Origin of the sequence: Micromonospora peucetia, assembly GCF_900091625.1 — a bacterium.
GTDB lineage: Bacteria > Actinomycetota > Actinomycetes > Mycobacteriales > Micromonosporaceae > Micromonospora > Micromonospora peucetia.
This window is the reverse complement of sequence record NZ_FMIC01000002.1, coordinates 2,883,022-2,904,870: the sequence shown is the minus strand read 5'-3', so window position 1 is coordinate 2,904,870 and position 21,849 is coordinate 2,883,022. Positions and strand designations below refer to the sequence as shown.

General features: G+C 73.2%; 19 protein-coding genes. 7 read left to right on the top strand and 12 right to left on the bottom strand.

Going from position 1 to position 21,849, the window contains the following annotated elements; translation table 11 throughout:
• Positions 1-67: 67 nt before the first annotated feature.
• The gene (locus GA0070608_RS13700) at positions 68-2,902 is read left to right on the top strand and encodes an FtsX-like permease family protein (RefSeq protein ID WP_091627829.1); all 2,835 of its coding nucleotides are present in this window, start codon (positions 68-70) and stop codon (positions 2,900-2,902) included.
• Between the two features lie 2 nt (positions 2,903-2,904).
• Positions 2,905-3,654 (top strand): ABC transporter ATP-binding protein, encoded by a 750-nt coding sequence (locus GA0070608_RS13695; RefSeq protein WP_091627826.1) that lies wholly within the window; start codon positions 2,905-2,907, stop codon positions 3,652-3,654.
• Between the two features lie 110 nt (positions 3,655-3,764).
• Here the strand turns inward: GA0070608_RS13695 and glmM are convergent, their stop codons facing one another.
• The 6 genes from glmM to GA0070608_RS13665 form a co-directional block, all read right to left on the bottom strand.
• Positions 3,765-5,120: a phosphoglucosamine mutase gene (gene glmM / locus GA0070608_RS13690; RefSeq protein WP_091627823.1), complete on the bottom strand. Its 1,356-nt coding sequence runs from the start codon at positions 5,118-5,120 to the stop codon at positions 3,765-3,767.
• A gap of 111 nt (positions 5,121-5,231) precedes the next feature.
• On the bottom strand, positions 5,232-5,696 hold the full coding sequence (rpsI, locus tag GA0070608_RS13685; RefSeq protein WP_091627821.1) for a 30S ribosomal protein S9: 465 nt from the start codon (positions 5,694-5,696) through the stop codon (positions 5,232-5,234).
• A 20-nt stretch (positions 5,697-5,716) separates the two neighbouring features.
• Positions 5,717-6,160, bottom strand: coding sequence for a 50S ribosomal protein L13 (gene rplM, locus GA0070608_RS13680; protein ID WP_091627819.1), 444 nt, complete (start codon positions 6,158-6,160; stop codon positions 5,717-5,719).
• Between the two features lie 211 nt (positions 6,161-6,371).
• Positions 6,372-6,665: a type II toxin-antitoxin system PemK/MazF family toxin gene (locus GA0070608_RS13675; RefSeq protein WP_091627816.1), complete on the bottom strand. Its 294-nt coding sequence runs from the start codon at positions 6,663-6,665 to the stop codon at positions 6,372-6,374.
• A complete protein-coding gene (locus GA0070608_RS13670; RefSeq protein ID WP_091627813.1) occupies positions 6,655-6,912 on the bottom strand; it encodes a DUF6364 family protein in 258 nt (85 codons plus the stop codon). The genes GA0070608_RS13675 and GA0070608_RS13670 overlap by 11 nt, the downstream gene beginning before the upstream one ends.
• Before the next feature lie 51 nt (positions 6,913-6,963).
• A complete protein-coding gene (locus tag GA0070608_RS13665) occupies positions 6,964-7,659 on the bottom strand; it encodes a class I SAM-dependent methyltransferase (protein ID WP_091627811.1) in 696 nt (231 codons plus the stop codon).
• A 323-nt stretch (positions 7,660-7,982) separates the two neighbouring features.
• Between GA0070608_RS13665 and GA0070608_RS13660 the strand changes: the two genes are divergently transcribed.
• Positions 7,983-8,801, top strand: coding sequence for a uroporphyrinogen-III synthase (locus GA0070608_RS13660; RefSeq protein WP_091627809.1), 819 nt, complete (start codon positions 7,983-7,985; stop codon positions 8,799-8,801).
• Positions 8,802-8,829: 28 nt separating this feature from the next.
• On the opposite strand, the gene GA0070608_RS13655 is transcribed toward GA0070608_RS13660, so the two are convergent.
• From GA0070608_RS13655 to GA0070608_RS13640, 4 genes are all read right to left on the bottom strand, one after another.
• The gene (locus tag GA0070608_RS13655; RefSeq protein WP_091627807.1) at positions 8,830-9,453 is read right to left on the bottom strand and encodes a GTP-binding protein; all 624 of its coding nucleotides are present in this window, start codon (positions 9,451-9,453) and stop codon (positions 8,830-8,832) included.
• A complete protein-coding gene (locus GA0070608_RS13650) occupies positions 9,434-9,799 on the bottom strand; it encodes a DUF742 domain-containing protein (RefSeq protein ID WP_091627805.1) in 366 nt (121 codons plus the stop codon). The genes GA0070608_RS13655 and GA0070608_RS13650 overlap by 20 nt, the downstream gene beginning before the upstream one ends.
• 87 nt (positions 9,800-9,886) lie before the next feature.
• Positions 9,887-10,294 (bottom strand): roadblock/LC7 domain-containing protein, encoded by a 408-nt coding sequence (locus GA0070608_RS13645; protein ID WP_091627803.1) that lies wholly within the window; start codon positions 10,292-10,294, stop codon positions 9,887-9,889.
• Positions 10,291-13,458, bottom strand: a complete 3,168-nt coding sequence (locus tag GA0070608_RS13640; RefSeq protein ID WP_091627801.1) for a sensor histidine kinase — start codon at positions 13,456-13,458, stop codon at positions 10,291-10,293. The genes GA0070608_RS13645 and GA0070608_RS13640 overlap by 4 nt, the downstream gene beginning before the upstream one ends.
• A gap of 446 nt (positions 13,459-13,904) precedes the next feature.
• Between GA0070608_RS13640 and GA0070608_RS13635 the strand changes: the two genes are divergently transcribed.
• Positions 13,905-15,086: an ABC transporter substrate-binding protein gene (locus tag GA0070608_RS13635; RefSeq protein WP_091627799.1), complete on the top strand. Its 1,182-nt coding sequence runs from the start codon at positions 13,905-13,907 to the stop codon at positions 15,084-15,086.
• A 55-nt stretch (positions 15,087-15,141) separates the two neighbouring features.
• Here the strand turns inward: GA0070608_RS13635 and GA0070608_RS13630 are convergent, their stop codons facing one another.
• The gene (locus GA0070608_RS13630; RefSeq protein ID WP_091635034.1) at positions 15,142-15,981 is read right to left on the bottom strand and encodes an ABC transporter permease; all 840 of its coding nucleotides are present in this window, start codon (positions 15,979-15,981) and stop codon (positions 15,142-15,144) included.
• Between the two features lie 119 nt (positions 15,982-16,100).
• The gene (locus GA0070608_RS13625) at positions 16,101-17,132 is read right to left on the bottom strand and encodes an ABC transporter substrate-binding protein (protein ID WP_091627796.1); all 1,032 of its coding nucleotides are present in this window, start codon (positions 17,130-17,132) and stop codon (positions 16,101-16,103) included.
• Positions 17,133-17,399: 267 nt separating this feature from the next.
• Between GA0070608_RS13625 and GA0070608_RS13620 the strand changes: the two genes are divergently transcribed.
• The 3 genes from GA0070608_RS13620 to GA0070608_RS13610 all read left to right on the top strand — a co-directional run bounded on the left by GA0070608_RS13620 (position 17,400) and on the right by GA0070608_RS13610 (position 21,770).
• Positions 17,400-18,185: an ABC transporter ATP-binding protein gene (locus GA0070608_RS13620; protein WP_091627793.1), complete on the top strand. Its 786-nt coding sequence runs from the start codon at positions 17,400-17,402 to the stop codon at positions 18,183-18,185.
• 2 nt (positions 18,186-18,187) lie between these two features.
• Positions 18,188-19,138: an LLM class F420-dependent oxidoreductase gene (locus GA0070608_RS13615; protein ID WP_091627790.1), complete on the top strand. Its 951-nt coding sequence runs from the start codon at positions 18,188-18,190 to the stop codon at positions 19,136-19,138.
• Between the two features lie 160 nt (positions 19,139-19,298).
• Entirely contained in the window at positions 19,299-21,770 is a 2,472-nt protein-coding gene (locus tag GA0070608_RS13610; protein WP_091635031.1) for a hypothetical protein, read from the top strand.
• Positions 21,771-21,849 lie beyond the last annotated feature (79 nt).

Below are 21,849 nucleotides of genomic sequence, written 5' to 3'. Positions count from 1 at the left end.
CGGGTTCGGGTCTTGCATTGTCACAATGTATCGCGCAGAGTGTGCTCAGCACACGGGGAGGCGCGACATGCTCAGTTTCATCTGGCGACAACTTCGCGGCCGTGCGGGGCGGTCGGTGGCCCTGCTGGTCGGCGTGCTGGTGGCGACCACCGGTTTCGTCGTCCTGACCGGGGCCACCACCACCTCCCGCCTCGACGTCACCGGCACCGTCGAACGGAACACCGACGCCGCGTACGACATCCTGGTCCGCCCGAAGGGCGCGCGCACTCCGCTGGAGGCCGAACGTCGGCTGGTCCAGCCCAACTACCTCTCCGGCCTCTTCGGCGGCATCACCACCGCGCAGTACGACCAGGTGCAGGCGGTCACCGGGGTGGACGTCGCCGCCCCCATCGCCATGCTCGGCTACTCGACCGCTCCCGTCACCACCGCGATGGACCTGACCGACGCCGTCGACCGCTCGCTCGACCGGCAGGTCATCCGGATCGACCCGCGCTTCGTCGCCGAGCGCGGCCTCTCCACCGCCCCGGGCCGTGCCCGGTACCTGTACGTCACCAAGCACCCGATCATCCACGCCAGCAACGACGGGGTCTCCAGCTCCGACGCCACCCCCTACACCGACGGCCGGAGCTACCCCTGGGACGAAACGTGCGGCCCCTCCCCGCGCGAGGTCCTGCCCGACGGCCGGACCCAATCGATCTGCAACCCGCGGTACGCCATGGGCAGCCCGGGCGCCTACTCGGAGCGGGAGGACTGGGCGGTGATGCCTGTGCGGCTGCTGCCCGACGGCCGGTTCGAGGCCCACGTCAATGTCCTCGCCGACGGCGAGGGTCACGGGCCGGGTTACGTGACCACCTCGGACCGGCTCCGGATCCGGTACGACCTGACCGTGCCCTTCCTGCTGGCCGCGGTGGACCCGGCCGCCGAGGACCGACTCGTCGGCCTGGCCGGGACGGTGGTCGAGGGGCGGGCGCTCCGTCCCGACGACTCGGTCATCGAGGGAAGCAGGAGGGGCCACCACACCGTCCCGGTCCTCACGACCAGCCGTCCCTTCCTCGACGAGGAGCTGCGCGTCGGCGCCACACGGCTGCCCGCCGCGCGCCCGGGTGGCATGCCGTTGGCCGATCTGGAGCGGGAGCTGCGGCGGGGGCCGGCGATCCCCGCCGGGGACGCCAGCGCCGACGTCGTCTCCGGCTGGCGTTCCCGGTTGGCCGAGGGCCTCTCCCCGACCGGTTGCTGCTTCGGCCAGCTTCAGGACATCGTGCAGGCCGGGACCCCGGAGTACGACCGGCTCCCCGACGGCACCCTGCGGGTCCGTCCGCTCCCGCCGGCCGCCCCCGAGGTCTACGGTGGGCACCAGGATTTCAACCCGTACCCGCGTCCCTGGCTGACGGAGGACGTCGGTGCCCGCCCGCTGCGCGAGCTGTCGCTGAAGAAGTCGACCCCCAAGGAACCCCTCTGGCGCGAATGGCGGGCGGTGGGGGTCTTCGACCCGCAGAAGCTGACCGGATTCAGCGACCTGGGCAAGGTGCCGCTGGAGACGTACGAGCCGCCGCGGGCCGCCGGCGCCGACGCCGCCAGCCGGGACGCGCTGGGCGGGCAGCCGCTGGAGCCGAGCGGCAATCCCGCCGGCTATCTCGCCGCCCCGCCGCTGCTGCTGACCACCCTGACCATCGTGCCGGAGTTACTGACGGACGGCGGCAGTCCGCAGGCGAAAGCCCCGATCAGCGCCATCCGGGTGCGGGTCGCCGACGTGGACGGCTACAGCGAGCATGCCGCCGAACAGGTCCGGCTGGTCGCCGAGCGGATCGCCCAGGTCACCGGGCTCGACGTCGACATCACGCTCGGCTCGTCCCCGGCCCCGCAGGCCGTGGAGCTGCCCGCCGGGTCGTTCGGCCGGCCGGCGCTGCGGCTGACCGAGAACTGGTCGGCGCTCGGGGTCGCCTCGGTGATCACGAAGGCGGTGGACCGCAAGAGCGTCGTGCTCTTCGTGCTGGTGCTGGTGGTCTGCGCGCTCTTCCTCGGCAACGCGGTCGCCGCCGCCGTCCGGGACCGCCGGTCCGAGCTGGCGGTGCTCGCCTGCCTGGGCTGGCCGGCCCGACGGATCGGGACGCTGATACTCGGCGAGGTCGCCGCCCTCGGGCTGGCTGCCGGGCTGCTCGCGCTGGCGCTGGCCGTCCCGCTCGGAGCCGCGCTCGGCATCGACGTGGGATGGCGGCGGGCGCTGCTGGCCGTACCGGTGGCGCTGCTGCTGGCGCTGGTCGCGGGCCTGACGCCGGCTCTGCGGGCCGCGCGCGCCCACCCGGCCGCCGCGCTGCGCCCGGCGGTGGCCACGGCTCGCTGGGTACGCCGACCGCGCACCCTGGTCGGCCTGGCCCTGGCCAACCTGGCCCGCACGCCCGGCCGCACCCTGCTCGGGGCCGGCGCCCTGGCCATCGGGGTGGCCGCGCTGACCCTGGTCGCCGCCGCCGGGTACGCGTTCCGAGGTGCCATCGTCGGCAGCCTGCTCGGCGACACGGTGTCGCTGAGCGTGCGCGGCGCGGACACCATGGCCGCCGTCGCGACGGTGCTGCTCGGTGCCGCCGCGGTTGCCGACGTGCTCTACCTGAACATCCGGGACCGGGCCGCCGAGCTGGCCACCCTGCGCGCGGTGGGTTGGAGCGACGGGGCGCTGGGTCGCCTGATCGGGTACGAGGGGCTGGCCCTCGGACTGCTCGGCGCGGTCACCGGCGCCGGCCTCGGGTTGACCGGGGCGGCCTGGCTGGTCGGCGCCCTGCCCGGCACGTTGGTCACGGTCGCCGCGCTGGTGGCGGTAGCCGGTGTCCTGGTCACCTCGATGGCCGCCCTGGTCCCCGCCGCGCTGCTGCGCCGGCTGCCGACCGCACGACTGCTCGCGGAGGAGTGACGATGGAGACGACGACGGTGGGCAGCACGGTCCGGGTCGCCGGGCTGGTCCGGCGGTTCGGGGCCGGCCCGCAGCAGGTGACCGCGATCGACGACGTGTCCCTGGAGATTCCGCCCGGGGCGGTGGTGGCGCTGACCGGCGCCAGCGGCTCGGGCAAGTCGACGCTGCTGCACATGATCGGCGCGATCGAGCAGGTCGACGCCGGGACCGTCACGGTGGACGACCTGGAGATCACCGGGCTCGGCCGGTCCGCCCTGACCCGGTACCGGCAGCGGGTGGGCTTCGTCTTCCAGCGCTATCACCTGCTGCCCGCGCTGACCGTGCTGGACAACGTGATCGCACCGGTGCTGCCGCGCCGGGGGCGGGCCGACCACGCGGCCCGGGCCCGGGAGCTGCTCGACGCGGTGGGCCTGACCGGGCGGGAGCGGGCCCTGCCGGCCCAGCTCTCCGGCGGTCAGCAGCAGCGGGTGGCGATCGCCCGGGCCCTGATGGGCTCCCCCGGGCTGCTGCTCGCCGACGAACCGACCGGCAACCTAGACTCGGCCACCGGCGGGCAGATCCTCGACCTGCTGCTGAACCTGCGGGACCGGCACGGCATGACGATCCTGCTCGCCACCCACGAGCGGGCGATAGCTGCCCGGTGCGACCGGCTGATCCGCCTCGGCGACGGGCGGATCGTCGAGGACGTGGACCTCACGGACGGCGAGGACCCGGCGGCCACCCTCCAGCGCGCCGCAGGCCTGCGCCTGTAGACCGGCCGGCCGGGACCCGCCCCTGGCGGATGGCTCAGGCCGGTTCCTGACCGCCCGGGAAAGGCGACGGCCCGGGCCCGCAGATGGCGGGCCCGGGCCGAAGCGGGAGGTCAGCCGGTCGGGCTGGCGGTGCGGACCTGCTCGGCGATGCGCTCGGCGACCTCGCGGGCGACCTGCTCGGTGGCGGCCTCGACCATCACGCGGACCAGCGGCTCGGTGCCGGACGGGCGCAGCAGCACCCGGCCGGTCTCGCCCAGCTCCGCCTCGGCCCGCTCCACCTCGGCGCGGACGGAGGGCGCGGCGGCACCGACCGTACGGTCGCCGACGGGGACGTTGATCAGCACCTGCGGCAGCCGGGTGATCACGCCGGCCAGCTCCGCCAGGGACTTCCCGGTCGACGCCATCCGGGCCATCAGGTGCAGCCCGGTCAGCACGCCGTCGCCCGTCGTGGCGTACGCCGGCATGACGATGTGCCCGCTCTGCTCCCCGCCCAGCGCCAGCCCGGACGCCCGCAACTCCTCCAGCACGTACCGGTCGCCGACCTTGGTCTCGATCAGCCGGATGCCCTCGCGGGACATCGCCAGGCGCAGGCCCAGGTTGCTCATCACGGTCGCGACCAGGGTGTCGTCGGTGAGCGTGCCGGCCTCCCGCATGGCGAGCGCGAGGATCGCCATCAGCTGGTCGCCGTCGACCTCGTCGCCGTCGGCGGTCACCGCGACGCAGCGGTCGGCGTCGCCGTCGTGGGCGATGCCCAGGTGCGCGCCGTGCTCGACCACGGCGGCCCGTAGGGCCTCGATGTGGTTGGAGCCGCACTCGTCGTTGATGTTGAGGCCGTCCGGCTCGGCGTAGATGGCGACGACCTCGGCCCCGGCCTCCCGGTACGCCACCGGCGCCACCTCGGCCGCCGCGCCGTTCGCGCAGTCGACCACGACCTTGAGCCCGTCGAGGCGGTGCGGCACGGTGCCGATCAGGTGCTGCACGTAGTGGTCGGCACCGTCGAGCAGGTCGTGCACACGGCCGACGCCGGCGCCGACCGGCCGCTTCCAGGCGGTCGTGGCGTTCGCCTCGACGGCCGCCTCGATCCGCATCTCGATCTCGTCCGGCAGTTTGTGCCCACCGGCGGCGAAGAGCTTGATCCCGTTGTCGGGCATCGGGTTGTGCGAGGCGGAGAGCATCACGCCGAGGTCGGCCTTGGCCTCGGCGGTGAGGAACGCCACGGCCGGGGTGGGCAGCACGCCCACCCGGACCACGTTGGCGCCGGCGCTGGTGAGCCCGGCGACCACGGCGGCCTCCAGCATCTCGCCGCTGGCCCGGGTGTCCCGCCCGACCACGGCCAGCGGGGGATGGCTCCGGTCCGACTCGGCGAGTGTGTGCGCGGCGGCGACCGCCACCGCGAGCGCCAACTCAGGCGTGAGATCCGCGTTCGCCCGCCCGCGTACGCCGTCCGTGCCGAACAACCGGCCCATACCCGTAAACCTCCGATGAAACGGTCCAGGAAAAGGCGAACGGCCGGGCCACCTCCCGTACAGGGGAGGTGAACCCGGCCGTTCGTCAGAAGTACAACGTGCCGCTGAAGATCAGCGCTTCGAGTACTGGGGAGCCTTACGGGCCTTCTTGAGGCCGTACTTCTTGCTTTCCTTGACCCGGGCGTCCCGGGTGAGGAAGCCGGCCTTCTTCAGCGCCGGACGGTCGTCCGGCTCGCTGACGATCAGGGCCCGGGCGATGGCGAGCCGGAGCGCGCCGGCCTGACCGGTGGTGCCGCCGCCACGCAGGTTGGCGATGACGTCGAACGCCTCCGGCTTCTCGGCGGTGACCAGCGGGTCCTTGATCAGCTGCTGGTGCACCTTGCTCGGGAAGTAGGCCTCGAGGTCGCGCCCGTTGCAGGTGATCTTGCCGCTGCCGGGGATGATGCGAACCCGGACGATGGCCTCCTTGCGCCGACCCACGGTCTGGATCGGGCGGTCACCACGCGGCGCGCGGGCGACGGGCGCCGGCGCCTCGGTGGCCTCGGGGGCGACCTCGGTCTCGGTGATCTCGGTCATGCTGTTTCCTTCGCCCGCGCTCACTGCGCGATCTGCTTGATCTCGAACGGCATCGGCTGCTGCGCGCCGTGCGGGTGCTCTGCACCGGCGTAGACCTTCAGCTTCTTGATGAGCTGACGGCCGAGCTTGTTGTGCGGGAGCATGCCCTTGACGGCCAGCTCGATGGCCCGCTCGGGACGCTTGGTGAGCAGCTCGTCGTAGCCGACCTGCTTCAGACCACCCGGGTAGCCGGAGTGGCGGTAGGCGACCTTGGTGTGGCGCTTGTTGCCGGTCAGCGCGACCTTGCCCGCGTTCACGACGACGACGAAGTCGCCCGTGTCGACGTGCGGCGCGAAAGTCGGCTTGTGCTTGCCGCGCAGCAGCGTGGCGGCGTGGGTGGCCAGGCGGCCCAGCACGACATCAGAGGCGTCGATGACGTGCCACTGACGCTCGATCTCACCCGGCTTCGGGCTGTACGTACGCACAGGTATACCTTGTCTCGTCGTCGGTCTGGGGTCGCGCGCCGAGGTTACCGGGCGCGCACGAACGACCAAGCGTACCTCAGGCGGCACGCCTCTGGATGTCGTACAACAGCAGGCAACGATACCGGCCGCCCCGTCGGCAGGTCAAAACGGGGGTGTCGCCCCGCCGACCTGTGACGGTACATGACGGCGCTCACACGTCGCCGGTGAGGTGTCAGAGCTCCTGCAGGATGCGCAGCGCCCGGCCGACCCTGAGCATCGTCTCGGTGTCGGCGACGTCCACGCACTCGGTGAACCACTTCTTCATCGGCGAGGAGATCCGGTCGGGCATCACCACGTACGCGCCCATCGGCACCGCCAGGGGTGAGTCGCGCAGCAGCGCCTCCTCGACCACCTCGGCCACGATCACGATCGGTACGTCGGTGGAGTTGTAGACGTCGGAGCTGACCACCAGTCCGAGCCGTTCCCGGGCGCCGTCGATGCGCCAGACCTCACCCCTACGCAGCACGCGGGCGCCCGCCGAAGAGCACGTCGTCGACCATGCCGACCTCGCGGGCGTCGGCGAGGGCGGCCGATTCGAGGTCGAGCCCGGCCCGGCTGACGGCGGCGGCGTGCGCGGTGAAGACCTCGCGCAGCGCCTTCTCCCGGGCCGCCTGGTCCATCCACGCCGACAGGGATAGCCCTTCGCGTTTGGCGAACCGCCGGGCCTCCTCGATCGTCTCGTCCGAGAACGACAGGGTCACCTTGGCAGTCATGCCGTGCAGACTACCCAGCGGTATGACCAGCAGTCATCCCGTCGGGACCGGCTATTCGCGCCGGCCGCCGAACACGGCAAACCGCCACTGCTTGAAGAAGCAGTCGACGTCGACCAGCCCGGCCTCGGCCAGCCAGCGGCACTGCGCGGCGGTCGGCGCCGGCCGGTCGTACGCCATCCGCCCCTCGGCGGCGGCGATCTCGTCGGCGTCGGAGCCCAGCGCGGCGACCTGCGCCAGCCACACCTGGTGGTAACGCCGGTCCAGGGCGGGGGTGGGGCCGGCGACCTGCTCGGCGTTGACGAAGACGCCGCCGGGCGCCAGCGCCGCCGGCACCCGCCAGTAGAGCTCGCGCTTGCCGGTGTCGTCGAGGTGGTGCACGGCCAGCGCGCTGACCACCGCGTCGTACCGACCGGCCGGCAGCGGGTCGGCCAGGTCGGCCAGGACCGTCCGGTGGGTCACCCCGCGGGCACGCAGGTGGTCGGCGGCGACGGCGAGCATGGCCGGCGCGGCGTCGACCAGGGTCAGCCGCACCCCCGGCACCGCCGCCGCGAGCAGCAGCGACAGCAGGCCGGTGCCCGCGCCCAGGTCCAGCACCTCGGGGGTACGCCCAGCGGCGAGCGCGGCCCGTAGCGGCGGCGCGGCCACCTCGACGGCGGTGCCGTAGAAGGCGTCGAAGCAGGGCACCAGGCGCCGGCGGGCGTCGTCGTAGCTGCCGGCCACCGCGTCGAAGACCTCGGCCACGTCCATCGCGCCTCCCATATATCAGGACCGTTTTCCCAAATTGTAAACGCCGCGATCCGGGCCCGATGCCCCCGTGCGGTGTGAGCGGCTCTTGACAGGACCGAAACAAGCGGGACCTGGACCGGAAACCGCCCGCCGGCACGCTTTGCCGACATGACAGACCGTGCACAAGCGACAACCGGACCGTGGCGGCGTACCCGCCGGGGAACCGCGCTCGTCGACGGCGTGCGGGTGGCCCTCTTCCGCACCACCGACGGCGGTTCGCCATCGACAACCGGGTGCGCTGCCGGGACGGCCCGGTCGAGGTGCTGCTGCGACAGGAGGGGTGAGTGCGCGACGAACTGGCCGGCTTCACCATCGGGGTGACCGCCGACCGCCGGCGCGACGAACTCGCCGCGCTGCTCCAACGGCGAGGTGCCCGGGTGGTGGTCGCCCCGGTCCTGCGGATCGTGCCACTGGCCGACGACACCGACCTGCGGGAGGCCACCCGGGCCTGTCTGGACCGGCCACCGGACGTCCTCATGGCCAACACCGGCATCGGGATGCGCGGCTGGCTGGAGGCGGCCGAGGGCTGGGCGCCGCCGACCGACCCGGCCCCGATGCACCGGCTGATCGACCTGGTCGCCGGCCGGCTGGTCGACGCGGTCACCTTCACCTCGGCCCCCGCCGCCGAGGCGCTGCTGCGCGCCGCCGGGGACCGCTCCGACGCGGTGCTGGACGCCTTCCGGGGCGACGTGCTCGCCAGTTGCGTGGGCGCGGTCACCGCGGAGCCGCTGCTGCGGCGCGGGGTGCCGGTCACCGCGCCGGCCAGTGCCTGCCTGGGTGCCCTGGTCCGGACCCTCGTCGACGAGTTGCCGCGCCGCACGGTCACCCTGAAGGCCGCCGGTCACCTGCTCACGTTGCGCGGGCACGCCGCCGTGGTCGACGGCGTGCTGCGTCCGCTCGCGCCGGCGCCGATGGTGGTGCTGCGGGCGCTGTGCGGCTCACCGGGTCGGGTGCTGTCCCGGACCGTCCTGCTGCGGACGCTGCCGCGCGGTGCCGACGAGCACGCCGTGGAGATGGCGGTGGCCCGGCTGCGCGCCGGGTTGCGCGCCCCCCGGGTGGTGCAGACCGTCGTCAAGCGCGGCTACCGCCTCCGGGTCGACTGACGCGACCCGGAGGCGGTTACCGTCCCGCTCAGCCGACCGGCGTCGGGTAGCCCCGGCCCTGCTCGGCCTCAAGGCGGATCATGGCGTGCTCCACCACGGTCACCAGCACCTGCTTGACCGCGTCCCGGTGCCGGGCGTCGGTCAGCACCAGCGGCACGTCCGGCGAGATGGCCAACGCCTCGCGGACCTCCTCCAGCTCGTACTGCGGCGCGCCGTCGAAGCGGTTCAACGCCACGACGTACGGCAGTCTGCGGTTCTCGAAGTAGTCGAGCGGGGCGAAGGCGTCGGTGATCCGGCGGGTGTCCACCAGTACGGCCGCGCCGACCGCACCTTTGATGATCTCGTCCCACATGAACCAGAACCGGGTCTGGCCCGGTGTGCCGAAGAGGTACAGGATCAGGTCCTCGGCCATGGTGATCCGGCCGAAGTCCATGGCGACCGTGGTGGTCTGCTTACCCGGCACCTTGGACGGGTCGTCGATGCCGACACCGGCCGCGGTCATCACCGCCTCGGTCCTGAGCGGGGTGATCTCCGAGATCGCACCGACCAGGGTCGTCTTGCCCACGCCGAAGCCACCCGCGACCACGATCTTCGCGGAGATGATTCCCCGGTTCTGGCGGGCCCCGGCGGGGTCATAGCCTGCGAAGTCCACTTAGCACCCTTCCAAGGATTTCCATCCGCTCCTCGAACCCCTCGGCGGGAGCGGCAGTGTGTAGCGTCAGCAGGCTCTCGGCCACCATGTCGGCCACCAGCACCCGGGTGACGCCCAACGGCATCCGGGTGTACGCGGAGATCTCGGCCAGCGACTGCGCCCGGCCCTCGCACACGGTGGCGATGCGGTGCTTGTCGTGCCCCGCGAAGCGGGCCTCCGCGGCCTGGGTCGGGCTGGCTGTCAGCACCGCCTCCAGGGCGATGTCCATTCGGGCCTCGGTCCGGCCGCGGGTGACCGCGTACGGCCGTACCAGCGCACCACGTGGGTCCACGCGCCGTTGGTCCATCGACGATCACCTCCTCTCCCGGCCGAGCCCCTGGCCGGGCACCGGTCTTCTCGTTCCTGTCGACGCGCGGGCCGCGCGTCGAGCCGGCTAGGACCGCACCGCGTCCCGGGGCAGCGGCACCAGCGCCGCACCGACCCGCTCCACCAGCAGTGCCATCTCGTAACCCACCTGACCGACGTCGCAGCTGCGGGCTGCCAGGACGGCCATCGACGAGCCGTCGCTGATCGACATCAGGAACAGGTAGCCACTGTCCATCTCGATCACCGTCTGAAGCACGCCGCCGGCGCTGAACATCCGGGCGGCGCCCTCGGTCAGGCTGACCACGCCTGAAGTGATCGCCGCGAGCTGGTCCGCCCGGTCCCCGGGCAGATCCCGGGAGGAGGCGAGCAGCAGCCCGTCGGCGGACACCGCCACCACGTGGGCGATTCCCGCCACGCTGTCGGCGAAGTTGGTGAGCAACCAACTCATGTCCTGCATGGCCGCTGGCCTGTTCATCGACTCGTCTCCTTGGTCGAGGTGCTGTCCTGGTCCGTCCCGGCCGCCCGGCCGCGCTGCACGCCGCGGTGGTAGGCCGACAACAGGCCCCGAACTTCGTCCGGGGTACGCCGGCTGCGGTCACGACCGCTCCGGGGTTCGATCCCGCCCGGCACGAGTTGTGCCTGCGGCTGCCGCTTGGGCAGACCGGAACGGGTGGTGCCGGCGGTGGCGGGCTCCGCCGCCCGGCTGGCCCGGGACCAGCCCTCGTCGGCGGCCGTCCGCCAGGCGTCCACGTCGGCCGCGGGCGTCGTCGAGGGTGGGTCCGCGACCGGCGTCGCGGGAGGTGTGGTGGCAGGTGTCATGGCAGGTGTGGTGAGAGGTGTCATGGTGGGTCGGGTCGCGGCCGGCGGGGTGTACGCCGGCGGTGCCGGTTGCGCGGCCGGCGGGGTGGGGGTGCTGCCCGGCGTACGCGTGGGCAGTCGTGGCCCGCGGGGCTCCTCCGGCGCCGGCCGGGCCGCGGCCGGCATCCCGGCGGTCGGTGCTCCGGCGGCCTGCTGGGCCGCGGCCGACTGGCTGAAGTCCGGACGGGTGAAGATGGCCGTGGCGTCGTTGCCGTGTGACCGGAACCACACCGCCTCCATCTCCCGGAAGATCGGCGCCTCGGCCGGCAACTCGGGGCGCGGGGTGATCGGCGCGGTGGGGGCCGGCGGGGCCGTGGCGGCCAGGTTGGCACCGAGGCCGCGACCGGCGCTCTGGTCGGTGCCGAAGCCGGTCGGCCGGGTGGCCCCGGCCAGGCCCGCCGACATGCCGGTGGTGGCCGACGAGCCGGCGATCGGGCCGATCGGCAGGACCGGTGCCGGGTCGTCTCCGCCGGGGACACGCTTGGGCAGCGGGTCGACCGTGGGGTACGCGACGGTCGGCGTGCCGACGGAGAAGCCGCCGGCGAAGGTCGGCTGGGCCGGGGGCGCCGCCGGAGCGGCCGGCTGCGCCGCCGGCAGGCCGCCGGCCTGCACCGGGGCCGTGGTGTCGCGGGCCTGTTCCGGGGCCTGCCACGGCGCTGGGGCGGCGGACCGCCACGAGTCGGTGAGGGTTGCCGAGGCGGTACGCCCCGCGCCGACGGCCGGCTCGGCGAGGCCGGCCGGGGTGAACGGGCTCTGCTCGACCGCGAGCGGCTGGCGGGGCCGGGTGATCTGCTGGTCCCGGCTGTGCACGGGCGGCAGCACCACCGTCGCGGCGGGGAGCGTCACCTGGGCGACCGTGCCGCCCTCCACGTTGCGGCGCAGCTCCACCCGGATGCTGTAGCGGGAGGCCAGCCGGCTGACCACGGCCAGACCCATCAGCCGGAACGCCGCGACATCGACGCTCGGCGGGGCGGCCAGTCGCCGGTTGAGCGAGTCGAGCTGGTCGTCGGTCAGGCCGAGGCCCCGGTCCTCGACCTGGATGAGGACGTAGTCCCGGATCCGCCGGCCGTCGGCGACCACCGTGGTGGTCGGCGGCGAGAAGCGGGTGGCGTTGTCGAGCAGTTCGGCGACGAGCCGGACCACGTCGTTGACCGCGTGCGCGGCGACCGAGATGTCGGTGTCGACGGTGCCGAACTCGATCCGGTTGTAGAGCTCCACCTCGGACTGCGCGGCCCGCAGCACGTCGACCAGCAGCGCGTCGTCGCGTCGCGGCACGGCCGAGTCGGCGCCGGCCAGGACCAGCAGGTTCTCGTCGTTGCGGCGCATCCGGGTGGCCAGGTGGTCCAGCTCGAAGAGCTGTGCGAGCCGCTTCGGGTCCTCCTCGCCGCGTTCGATCGCGTCCAGCTCGCCGATCATGCGGTCGACCAGGGTCTGACTGCGCCGGGCCAGGTTGAGGAACATCGCCGAGACGCTGGTACGCAGCGCGGCCTGCTCGGCCGCCACGCGGACCGCCTCGCGGTGCACGACGTTGAAGGCGAGCGCCACCTGGCCGACCTCGTCGCGATTGTTGAGCTGGATCGGGTCGCGTACCTGCCGGACGATCTCCTCGACGCCGCCGTCACCGACGTTGCCGACGTTCTGCAACCGCTTGACCGCGTCCGGCAGGTCGTGGTTGGCCACCGAGAGGGCGCCCTCCCGCAGCCGGCGCAGCGAGTGGTTGAGCGAGCGGGCCAGCACCACGGCGAGGGTCACCGCGACGATGAGGGTCAGCAGCACCAGCGCCGTCTCGATGATGGCCTGCCGGATGACGTCCGACCGGGCCTGGTCGGCCTGGCTGAGCAGCCGGTCCTGGAGCCGGATCTCGGCCCACCGCATCAGGTCGTTGACGGCGCCGATGGCGGCGGTGGCGTCCTGGGCGGACACCAGCGGCTCCTGCCCGACCGAGCGGGTGATGTCGGCGGCCACCCGGTCGGCGAGGGTGACCGCGTCACCGGAGACGGTGCTGTCGACCAGGGCGCGCTGGGTCGGGTCGGCGGCCAGGGAGAAGGCGACCAGCGCCTCCTGCTGGCCGGTCAGCGTGGCTACGAAGGAGGAGAACTGCTCCTGGTCGAGCTGGCCGGCGACGAGCGCGGTGTAGGCGACCGCCTGTTCCTCGGCGACGGCCGCCTTGGCGCGGGCGAACGCGGCGACAGCCCGACGGGCGTCGCCGAGCCGCTCGTCGCCGGGCAACTGGGCCAGCCCGTCGCCGTACGCGACCAGGTCGGTGATGATGACCCCGTAGCGCAGCGCCGCCTCGGCGACCGCCATCTGCTGGCGGTCCAGCACCTTCTGCCGGGTGACGGCGAGCGTCTTCAGGTGTTCGTCGATGGCTGACAGCCGGTCGCGTACGGCGGTCGGCACGTCGCCGATCTGGCCGCGCTCCGCCCGGTACGCCTCGACCCGCGCGTCGGTGCTGCGCACCCGCAGGTTGTAGGCGTCGGCCTTCTGCTGCGACGTGGACAGGAAGGTGGCGGCGGCCATCCGCTCGGCGTGCAGGTCCTGTGTCAGCGCGGAGACGTCGACGGAGAGCGCGGTCAACGCCCGCGCCTGGTTGGCGTCGAAGGTGTTCTCGCCGACGGTGACGAGCCGGACCGTGGCCAACGCGAGCACCGCGGCGACCGGCACGACCAGGATCAGCGCCAGCTTGGAGCGGATCCGCACGTCGCGGAGCCGGGGCAGCCGACGCCGCTTCGGCTGGTCGGTGTCGCCACTCGCGGGCAGGGTCGTCGGTCCGGTGCTCACGACATCGCCTCCGTCGTTTCTTCCATGCCTGCCCCGCCGACTCGTGCCCGGTGCAGCGGACTGCGCCACACGCGGCACGGCCGCGATTTCATCAGAAGTGATCCTGTTTGGGAAGTCGCAGCGGGGTAGGAAACGGTTGGAGGGCACGCATCCCGTGATCCGGTCAACTAATACCTTCAATTCTCCATGCCCGTGAACAGGGCATGTAACTCCAGGGTGGTCATCCGTGTCGTATTAGTAAGCGTTTGCAAACTTCCCGTTGCACCACCATGTGGGATACGCGTCCCGAAACGCTTCCGGCGCTCGGCTTGACCGCAGGGCCCCGGCGTTGGCAATGTTTTGCAGGCTTCGCGCACACCGTACGGCAGACCGATCCCGTTCCTCTACTGAGGACGGACAACCCGGCGGTGACCGGGCAGTGCCCGGGCCGCATCTGGAGGACTGAGTTGAGCCCCATCCGCTCCGCGACCGCCGCGGCGCTCGCATCGGCCGTGCTGGCCACCACGCTCACCGGCTGCCAGCTCGGCGCGGACGAGCAGGACACCAGTCCCATCATCATCGCCGCGGACCTTGAGCTCTCCGGCGCGGCGGCCCCCGTCGGCATGGCGTACCAGCGGGCGCTGGAGCTGAAGGTCGAGCAGCTGAACTCCTCCGGCGCGCTGAACGGCCGTCGGGTCGAGCTGCGGGTGAAGGACAACCGGTCGGACGCGAGCGAGTCGCTGCGAAACATCGGCGACTTCAGCGCTGATTCCCAAGTCAGTGCGATCATCATGGGCGGCTGCAACGAATGCGCCGTCGGCGCCGTGCGTACCATCAACGAGAAGCGAATTCCCACCATTGCGCTCGCCCCGTCCGGTGCTGTCTCCAGTCCGGTCGCCGACCGGCGGTACGTGTTCAAGCTCTCCCCGAACGCGGCCGACAGCGCCGCCGCCCTCGCCTCGGAGATGCGCCGCAAGGGCGTCCGCAAGGCGGGCGTGCTGCACAGCGACGACGCCTACGGCCGTGAAGGGCTGACCGCACTGCGCGCCGAGTTCGCGAAGGCCGGCATCAAGGTGCTGCGCGAGGAGGCAGTGCGCACCACCGACACCGAAATCGGCCGGCAGGTCCGGGACCTGGTCGAGGAGAAGCCGGCCGCGCTGGTCGTCTGGACCCCGGCGGAGCAGGCAACCCTCGCCGCCACCGCCGCCAAGCAGGCCAAGTTCGGGGGCGGCCTCTTCTTCGATGCGGCGGCGGCCGGCGACCTCTTCCTCGGCGCCGCGTCGGGGGCGACCGAGCGCACGACGATGGTCTTCACCCAGACGATGGTGATCGACGACGTCATCGCCACCACCCCGGCGAAGGCGGCCCGCCGGCAGTGGTTCCAGGACTACACCGCCCGTTTCGGCGGATACAACGGCTCCTCCTCGTTCGCGGCCGACGCGGTGCAGCTCATCGCAGACGCCGAGCTGCGCGCGGGCGGCGAGGCCGGCCAGGTCGACCGCGAGGGGGTCCGAAACGTGCTGGAGACGATCCAGATGGACGGCCTCTCCGGGCCGATCCGGATGACCCCGGACAACCACTCCGGCCTGATGCCGCAGGCCCTCACCACCTTGGTCGCGCGCAACGGGCGGTGGCGCCTCGCGAGTTGAGGGGCGGTGTGGCCCGCCGCACGCGGCGGGCCACACCCTCGGTCGGCCTGACGGATCACCGGGCCGACGTGGTGGCGCGGACCCACGGCAGGGCGAGGCGCTCGACCAGGGACAGTGCGCTGTAGAGCAGGATGCTCATCAGCGCGATCAGCACGATCGCCGCCCAGGCCGTCGCAGTGTCCCCGATGCCGTTGTACTGCAGGATCTGGTAGCCCAGCCCCTGCTTGTCGGAGTAGAACTCCCCGATCACCGCGCCGATCGCGGCCAACGGCATCGCCACCTTCAGCCCGATGAAGATCTGCGGCAGCGCGGCGGGGAAGCGCACCTTGCGGAACGCCTGCCACCACGAGGCGTTCAGCGACCGGGCCAGCTCGGCCAGGTCGGCCGGGGTGGTGGTGAGGCCGGTCGCCGTGGACAGCACGATCGGGAAGAAACACAACAGGAACACCATGGTCAGGATCGGCTTCGAACCCCAGCCGACCGAGACCACCAGCAGCGGACCGAGGGCGATCTTCGGCACCGCGTTGACCGCCACCAGCAGCGGCGCGAACATCCGCTCGACGCGCCGGGACGCGGCCAGCGCCATCCCGATCAGCACCCCGGCGACCGTCGACAGCAGGAAGCCGACCACCGTCATCATGGTGGTCACCCCCAGCGCCGGCATCAGCACGTCGATTCCCGCGGTCAGCGCCTGCCACACCGCCTGCGGCGGGGGCAGGGACACCGGGTGCACCAGTTCCAGCCCCGACGTCACCAGCCACCAGACGGCCAGCGTGATCACCGCGCCGAGCAGCGGCAGGCCGACGGCCGCCGGGCGTACGGCGGATCGGCGCTCGGGCGCCGGGTGGGACGCACCGTCACCCGCCCGCTCCGTCCCGGTGTGGCCGGACCGGATACCGGTCGTCTCCGTCACGGGTCCTCCTCTCCTGCCGGCCGGCGCCGGCACGCGACGAGGGTGCGGCCCCCCGGGTTCGTCCCCGGTGGACCGCACCCCCGTGGCACGGTCGGCTTCGATCAGGCCTTCGGCGCGAGGCTGAAATCGATGATCTGGTCGGGGGTGATGTTCTCCTTGAGCGCGCCGGCACCCTGCAGGATCGCGATGCTCTTGGCGACCCGGCCGCTGTCCAGGGTGCCGAGCTGGGTGCCGGAGTTGCTGGAGCGCACGTAGCCGGCCATGAGCTGGAGCTCGTTGGCGGCTGCCGTGGGGTTCGCGGCGTCGACGTTCTTCTTCAGCAGGTCACCCGCCTCCTGCGGATTGGTCAGCGCGTAGTCCAGGCCCTTCATCAGGGCCGCGGTGAACCGCTTGACCATCTCCGGCTTGTCCTTGGCGAGCTTGGAGGAGGTGATCAGCACGTTGCCGTAGAGGTCCTGCATCACGTTGCTGTACGGCAGCATGACGGCCTTCTTCTTGGTCACCGTCTCGATGGTGGGCTGGCCGACGACGAACTGGCCGATGCCGTCCACCGTGCCGGAGCCGAGCATGCCCATCAGGTCCTGGGCCTGGCCGTTGACCCAGGTCACCTTGCTGGCGTCCACGCCGGCCATCCGGGCGTACGTCGGGAAGAGGTTGCGGACGACGGAACTCTCGGTGTCGGCGAGCTTCCTGCCCTCCAGGTCCTTCGGCGACGCGATGCCCTTGCCCTCGACGGTGGCGATGGCGGCCATGGTGCGCTGCTGGATCGCCGCGACCGCGACGAAGTCCTTGGCCTGGCCGCCGCCGAGCTGGAGCAGACCGCCGGTGAGGTCGATCGGGCCGAACTGGGCCTTGCCGGCGACGACCTGCTGGATCACCGCCCCGGTGCCCTGCCCCGGCTTGATGTCGACGTCGAACCCGGCATCCTTGAAGAAGCCCTTCTCCTTCGCGACCCAGGCGTAGGAGTCACGGCCGAAGTTGCCGAACGAGGTGAGGTAGGTCACCTTCTCCAACGCCCCGCCGCTGCCGCCCTTGGCGTCGGCGCCGGAGTCCGAGTCGCCGCTGCACCCGGAGACCAGGGCGAGGGCGGTGGCCAGCGCAGCGGCAGCGACCGTACGGGTCAGCCTTCTCATCAGTGCACCATGTCCTTTCCGACCGGAGCGGCGCGCGCCGCCGCCGGAGGGGTTGTCTGGCGGGCCGGCGGGGGGTGAAGCCGGCATCCACCATCGTGAGGGGACTGTTCGAGCGCACAGCGTACGAGAAACCACCCTTCGTAATGCCAGACCTACCGGGTTTCGTTATGGAAAAAAACTCGCGTCCACCCCGGACGACCACCCATCCACACGAGCCGGTTACCCTGGGCCGCCACTACTGATCGTCGACTCAGGAGGCCGCCGGAGATGATCGAGCTTTCCGGGGTGTCCCGCACCTTCGACGGCCGCAGCGGTCGCGTCGAGGCGCTGCGCGGCATCGATCTCAACGTCACGGCGGGCGAGTTCGTCGCCGTGCTGGGCCGCTCCGGCTGCGGCAAGTCCACCCTGCTGCGGCTGATCGCCGGCCTGCTCCCGGTGAGCGAGGGCCGCATCACCGTGGCCGGTACGCCGATCACCAAGCCACGCCGGGACATCGCGATGCTCTTCCAGCGACCGGCCCTGCTCCCCTGGCGCACGGTCCTGGACAACGTCCTGCTCCCGGTGGAGATGTTCGGCTGGAAGCGGGCCAGGCACCGCGACCGGGCCCGGCAACTGCTGGACCTCGCCGGGCTGGGCGGCTTCGAGAAGCGACTGCCCCACGAGCTCTCCGGCGGCATGCAGCAGCGGGTCTCGCTGTGCCGGTCGCTGATCAGCGAGCCCCGGGTGATGCTGATGGACGAGCCGTTCTCCGCGCTCGACGCGCTCACCCGCGAGGAACTCTCCGGCGAGCTGCAACGTGTGCACATGACGTCCGGGGCCACCGTCGTCTTCGTCACCCACTCGATCGACGAGGCGGTGCTGCTGGCCGACCGGGTGGTCGTGCTCAGCCCTCGGCCCGGCCGGATCCGCAAGGTGGTCGACGTGCACATCCCCCGGCCGCGCACCCTCGGCCGCAACGCGCACCTGGCGGACGTCGCACGGGTCAGCGCCGACCTGCACGAACTCCTCATGGAGCGGGACCTGCCGGCGACGGTCGGAGCGGAGGGACGGTGAGCATGCGGGTGTCCGTGTTCACGGAGCCGCACCGGGGCGCCAGCTACGACGACCAGCTCCGCTTCGCCCGGCTGGTCGAGGACGGCGGCTTCGAGGGCTTCCTCCGCGCCGACCACTACCAGGCCTTGGGCGACGAGGCCGGGCTTCCCGGCCCGACCGACGCCTGGCTGACGCTGGCCGCGCTGGCCCGGGAGACCAGCCGGATCCGGCTCGGCACGCTGGTCACCTCGGCCACCTTCCGGCTGCCCGGCCCGCTGGCGGTGATGGTGGCCCAGGTCGACCAGATGAGCGGCGGCCGGGTCGAGCTGGGCATCGGCGCCGGCTGGTACGAGCGGGAGCACACCTCCTACGGCATCCCGTTCCCCGGCGTCGGCGAACGCTTCGACCGGCTGGCCGAGCAGTTGGAGATCCTCACCGGGCTGTGGCGGACGCCGCCGGGCGAGACGTACAGCTTCACCGGCGACCACTACCGGCTGGTGGACGCCCCGGCGCTGCCGAAGCCGGTGCAGCTGCCCGGCCCGCCGGTCATCGTCGGTGGCCGTGGCCCGAAGCGCACCCCCGAACTCGCCGCCCGGTACGCCGACGAGTTCAACACACCGTTCAAGACCGTCACGGAGACCGCCGCCGCGTACGAGCGGGTGCGGGAGGCCTGCGACCGGGCCGGCCGGGCCGAGTCGGGACGTGCCCCGCTGACGCTCTCCGCCGGAATCGTGGTGGCGATCGGCCGCACCGACGCCGAGGCGCACCGGCGTGCCGCACCGCTGCATGTCAAGAGCTCACTACCGCCGGAGGACCCGGTGGTCGGCTCGCCCGCGCAGCTCGTCGACCGGATCGGCGAGTTCGCCGCGATCGGCACCACCCGGGTGCACCTGCGGCTGATCGACATCGCCGACCTCGACCATCTGGAACTCATCGCCGGCGAGGTGCTCCCCCAACTCTCCGGAACCCGCTGACCGACACGCAGCCGGAGCTCGGTGCACATATTCACCAACGTGGGCGACACCACCTACCTGGCCCGGCTGGTCGAACTGAGGTAACCGCTGGCCGGCGGGTCGGCCCCGGCTCGCGGCGCGCCGGTGGCGGCCTGGTCAACAGGTGCGTAACGTGCCGGACATGGCCTTTCGGACCTGGGGCAGACTGCTGCTCACCGCGCTCGGGGTGAGCCTGCTGGCCGGTGCCGGTCAGCTCGGCATCGCCTTCGGCTTCGGCATCGTCCGGCTCACCGGCACCTTCACCGGCACCACCGTCAACCAGTGGCCGGCCCAGCTCGTCTGGGCGGGCTGGTTCGCGGCGAACGCCGCCGTGGTGGGCGCGGTGCTCACCGAGCGCCTGGCCCGTCGGGACGGAGGGCTGGCCGGCACCGGACGCCGGCTCGCCGTCGCCGGGGCCGCCGCGCTGGGTGCCACCGTCGTCGCGCCGCTCTGCATGCAGCCCGCCCGGGCCGCCGACCTCGTCTCGGTGGACCCGGTCTGGGCCGTCGGCATCTGCGCGGTCCTCGGCGCGCTGGCTGGCGCGGGCGCCGCGCTCACCGTGCTGCTCCAGCCGCCGGTGGGATGGAACATGGCTGCGGTCGCGGGCGCTGTCTGGCTGTTGGCCCTGGTCTCGGTGGCGCCGTCGCTGGTCTCGACCGGGCCGCTGGACACCGTACGACTCGGGGCGCTGGAGCCGGCGTCGCTCGACGCCGGGACAGCGCAGCGGCTGGCCCTGGTGGTCCTGCCGCTGGTGGCACTGCTGACCGGCGCGGCCACGGGCGGCCTGGCCCGGTGGCGCGGGCATCCGCCGCTGGTCAGCGGCGCGACAGGGGTGGCAGGCCCGGTCCTGGTCGCGTTCGCCTACCTGACCGCAGGCCCGGGCGACACGGCCGACCGCTACCAGCTCACGCCGTACTACGCGGCGCTGCTCGCGGTGGCCGCCGGCGCGCTCGGGTCGGCCGCAGCCGCACTGCTGCGCTGGCCGCTCGTCACACGCACCGCCACCACCGGGGCAATCCCACCGACGGACATTCTCCGTCCGCTGCCCACCGGTCCCGCCCTGCCACGGAGCCAGGCGTCCACCGGCGGCGACGAGCCGGAGACGGTCGACCTGGCCAGCGCCGGCCTGGTCGTCGCCGACCAGGCCGGCGGTGCGGGCTCCGACGGGATCGCCGCCCCCACCGACGACGGCTCGGCGCCCCAGGCCATCCCCCCGCACTGGGACTGGCCGGCTGCGGGCGGAACCACCCCGGCTCGCGCCGCCGACGCCCGGACGGACGCGGATCCGCAGTGGGCGACCGGGTCGCCGGTCCGGGTTTCCGACAACCCGCCCGCGCTCGGCGGCCCGGCCGAACCGGAACCCGCCGCCACCCGAAACAGCATCGACGACCGCATCCCGACAGCCCCGGCCGTCTCGACCAGCCCGGCCGCCCGGGATGCCGCCGAGGCGCCACCGGCCGAGGCGGCGACAACCGTCGATCGGCTCGCCGGGGAAACGGCGCCCGCCGGACAGCCGGTCGAGGCGGCGGCGCCCGCCGGACAGCCGGTCGAGGCGGCGGCGCCCGCCGGACAGCCGGCCGAAGGGGTGACCCCGGCAGGGCAGGCGGTCGAAGGGCCGAAGCCCGCAGAGCGGGCCGAGGTCGTGGCCGCAGAGCAGGCCGTCCCGAGCACGCCCAAGCCCCGCCGCCCCCGCAAGCCCCGGTCGACACGCCAGCCCGCCGTCACCGTGGCGCCGGAGGGAGCGGACCCGATGCCCGTCACCGTGGACGCCCCCGCGACCGGGACGACCGCGCCGGCAGCGACAGCGGTCGACCAGGCATCCCCGGCGACGCGCCGCGCGACCACGCCAGCAGCCCCGGCCGGCGTGCCGACTGTCGAGGCCGGCACGACGACCGCCGCGACAGGCACGACCGGGACCGGGACCGGCACGACGACAGCAAGCACGACCGGCCCGACCGGGACCGGGTTCGGAGCCACGGCCGGATCGGATTCCGGCGCGGCGGAGTCGGACCACAACGGCCGCCGCGCCGTGCCGCACTTCGAGGCCGCCGGCGAGCCGACGCCCGGCCGGGCCGTCGAGCCGGATTCCGACGCCGCGTCCCGGCCCGCCCGGCCGCCCGCCCCGGCGTGGCCGGCTCCGCCCCAGGTCCCGGACGGCTCAGCCGCCAGGGCAGCTCAGCCAGCCACAGATCCCGCGCCCGGGCCGGCGCCCCGGCCCCGCCACCGGGCCCCGATGCCCGACCTGGCCCGGGCCGCGAGCTGGGAGGCCCTCGCCACCGCGCGACAGGGCGGGCCCGTCCCGACGCCGGTCGAGGCCACGCCGGAGAACGGCACCCAGTCCGCCGGTGCGGAGGCGCCGTCGGCCGGCCCGACGTCGCCCGCCGAGGCCGAGCAGCCCGCCGGACGGGCCCGGAACCGGCTGGGGCTGTTCCGCCGCAACCGGGCCCGGGCCGAGGACGCCCCCGCCGACCGGGAATCCGAGCCGCTGCCGGAGCAGGACGAGGAATACGTGGACTGGGTGAGCGGCCTGAGCAAGCCGGTCCCGGACAACGAGCCCGAGCAGGAGAGCGGCCGGCGGTCGTTGCGCTCCACCGGCCGCCACCAGCGCGACTGACCGCCCCGGACACGACGGCCCAGCCCCGGCCGACCGGGGCCGGCGACCGTCGACCGGGGTTTGAGCGGACGTCGGCCCG

What these genes read in the sequence shown, in the direction of transcription:
- GA0070608_RS13700 (WP_091627829.1), top strand. Translation starts at nt 68, where the DNA reads ATGCTCAGTTTCATCTGGCGACAACTTCGCGGCCGTGCGGGGCGGTCG.
- GA0070608_RS13695 (WP_091627826.1), top strand. Translation starts at nt 2,905, where the DNA reads ATGGAGACGACGACGGTGGGCAGCACGGTCCGGGTCGCCGGGCTGGTC.
- glmM (WP_091627823.1), bottom strand. Translation starts at nt 5,120, where the DNA reads ATGGGCCGGTTGTTCGGCACGGACGGCGTACGCGGGCGGGCGAACGCG.
- rpsI (WP_091627821.1), bottom strand. Translation starts at nt 5,696, where the DNA reads ATGACCGAGATCACCGAGACCGAGGTCGCCCCCGAGGCCACCGAGGCG.
- GA0070608_RS13670 (WP_091627813.1), bottom strand. Translation starts at nt 6,912, where the DNA reads ATGACTGCCAAGGTGACCCTGTCGTTCTCGGACGAGACGATCGAGGAG.
- GA0070608_RS13665 (WP_091627811.1), bottom strand. Translation starts at nt 7,659, where the DNA reads ATGGACGTGGCCGAGGTCTTCGACGCGGTGGCCGGCAGCTACGACGAC.
- GA0070608_RS13650 (WP_091627805.1), bottom strand. Translation starts at nt 9,799, where the DNA reads ATGGACCAACGGCGCGTGGACCCACGTGGTGCGCTGGTACGGCCGTAC.
- GA0070608_RS13645 (WP_091627803.1), bottom strand. Translation starts at nt 10,294, where the DNA reads ATGAACAGGCCAGCGGCCATGCAGGACATGAGTTGGTTGCTCACCAAC.
- GA0070608_RS13625 (WP_091627796.1), bottom strand. Translation starts at nt 17,132, where the DNA reads ATGAGAAGGCTGACCCGTACGGTCGCTGCCGCTGCGCTGGCCACCGCC.
- GA0070608_RS13620 (WP_091627793.1), top strand. Translation starts at nt 17,400, where the DNA reads ATGATCGAGCTTTCCGGGGTGTCCCGCACCTTCGACGGCCGCAGCGGT.
- GA0070608_RS13615 (WP_091627790.1), top strand. Translation starts at nt 18,188, where the DNA reads ATGCGGGTGTCCGTGTTCACGGAGCCGCACCGGGGCGCCAGCTACGAC.
- GA0070608_RS13610 (WP_091635031.1), top strand. Translation starts at nt 19,299, where the DNA reads ATGGCCTTTCGGACCTGGGGCAGACTGCTGCTCACCGCGCTCGGGGTG.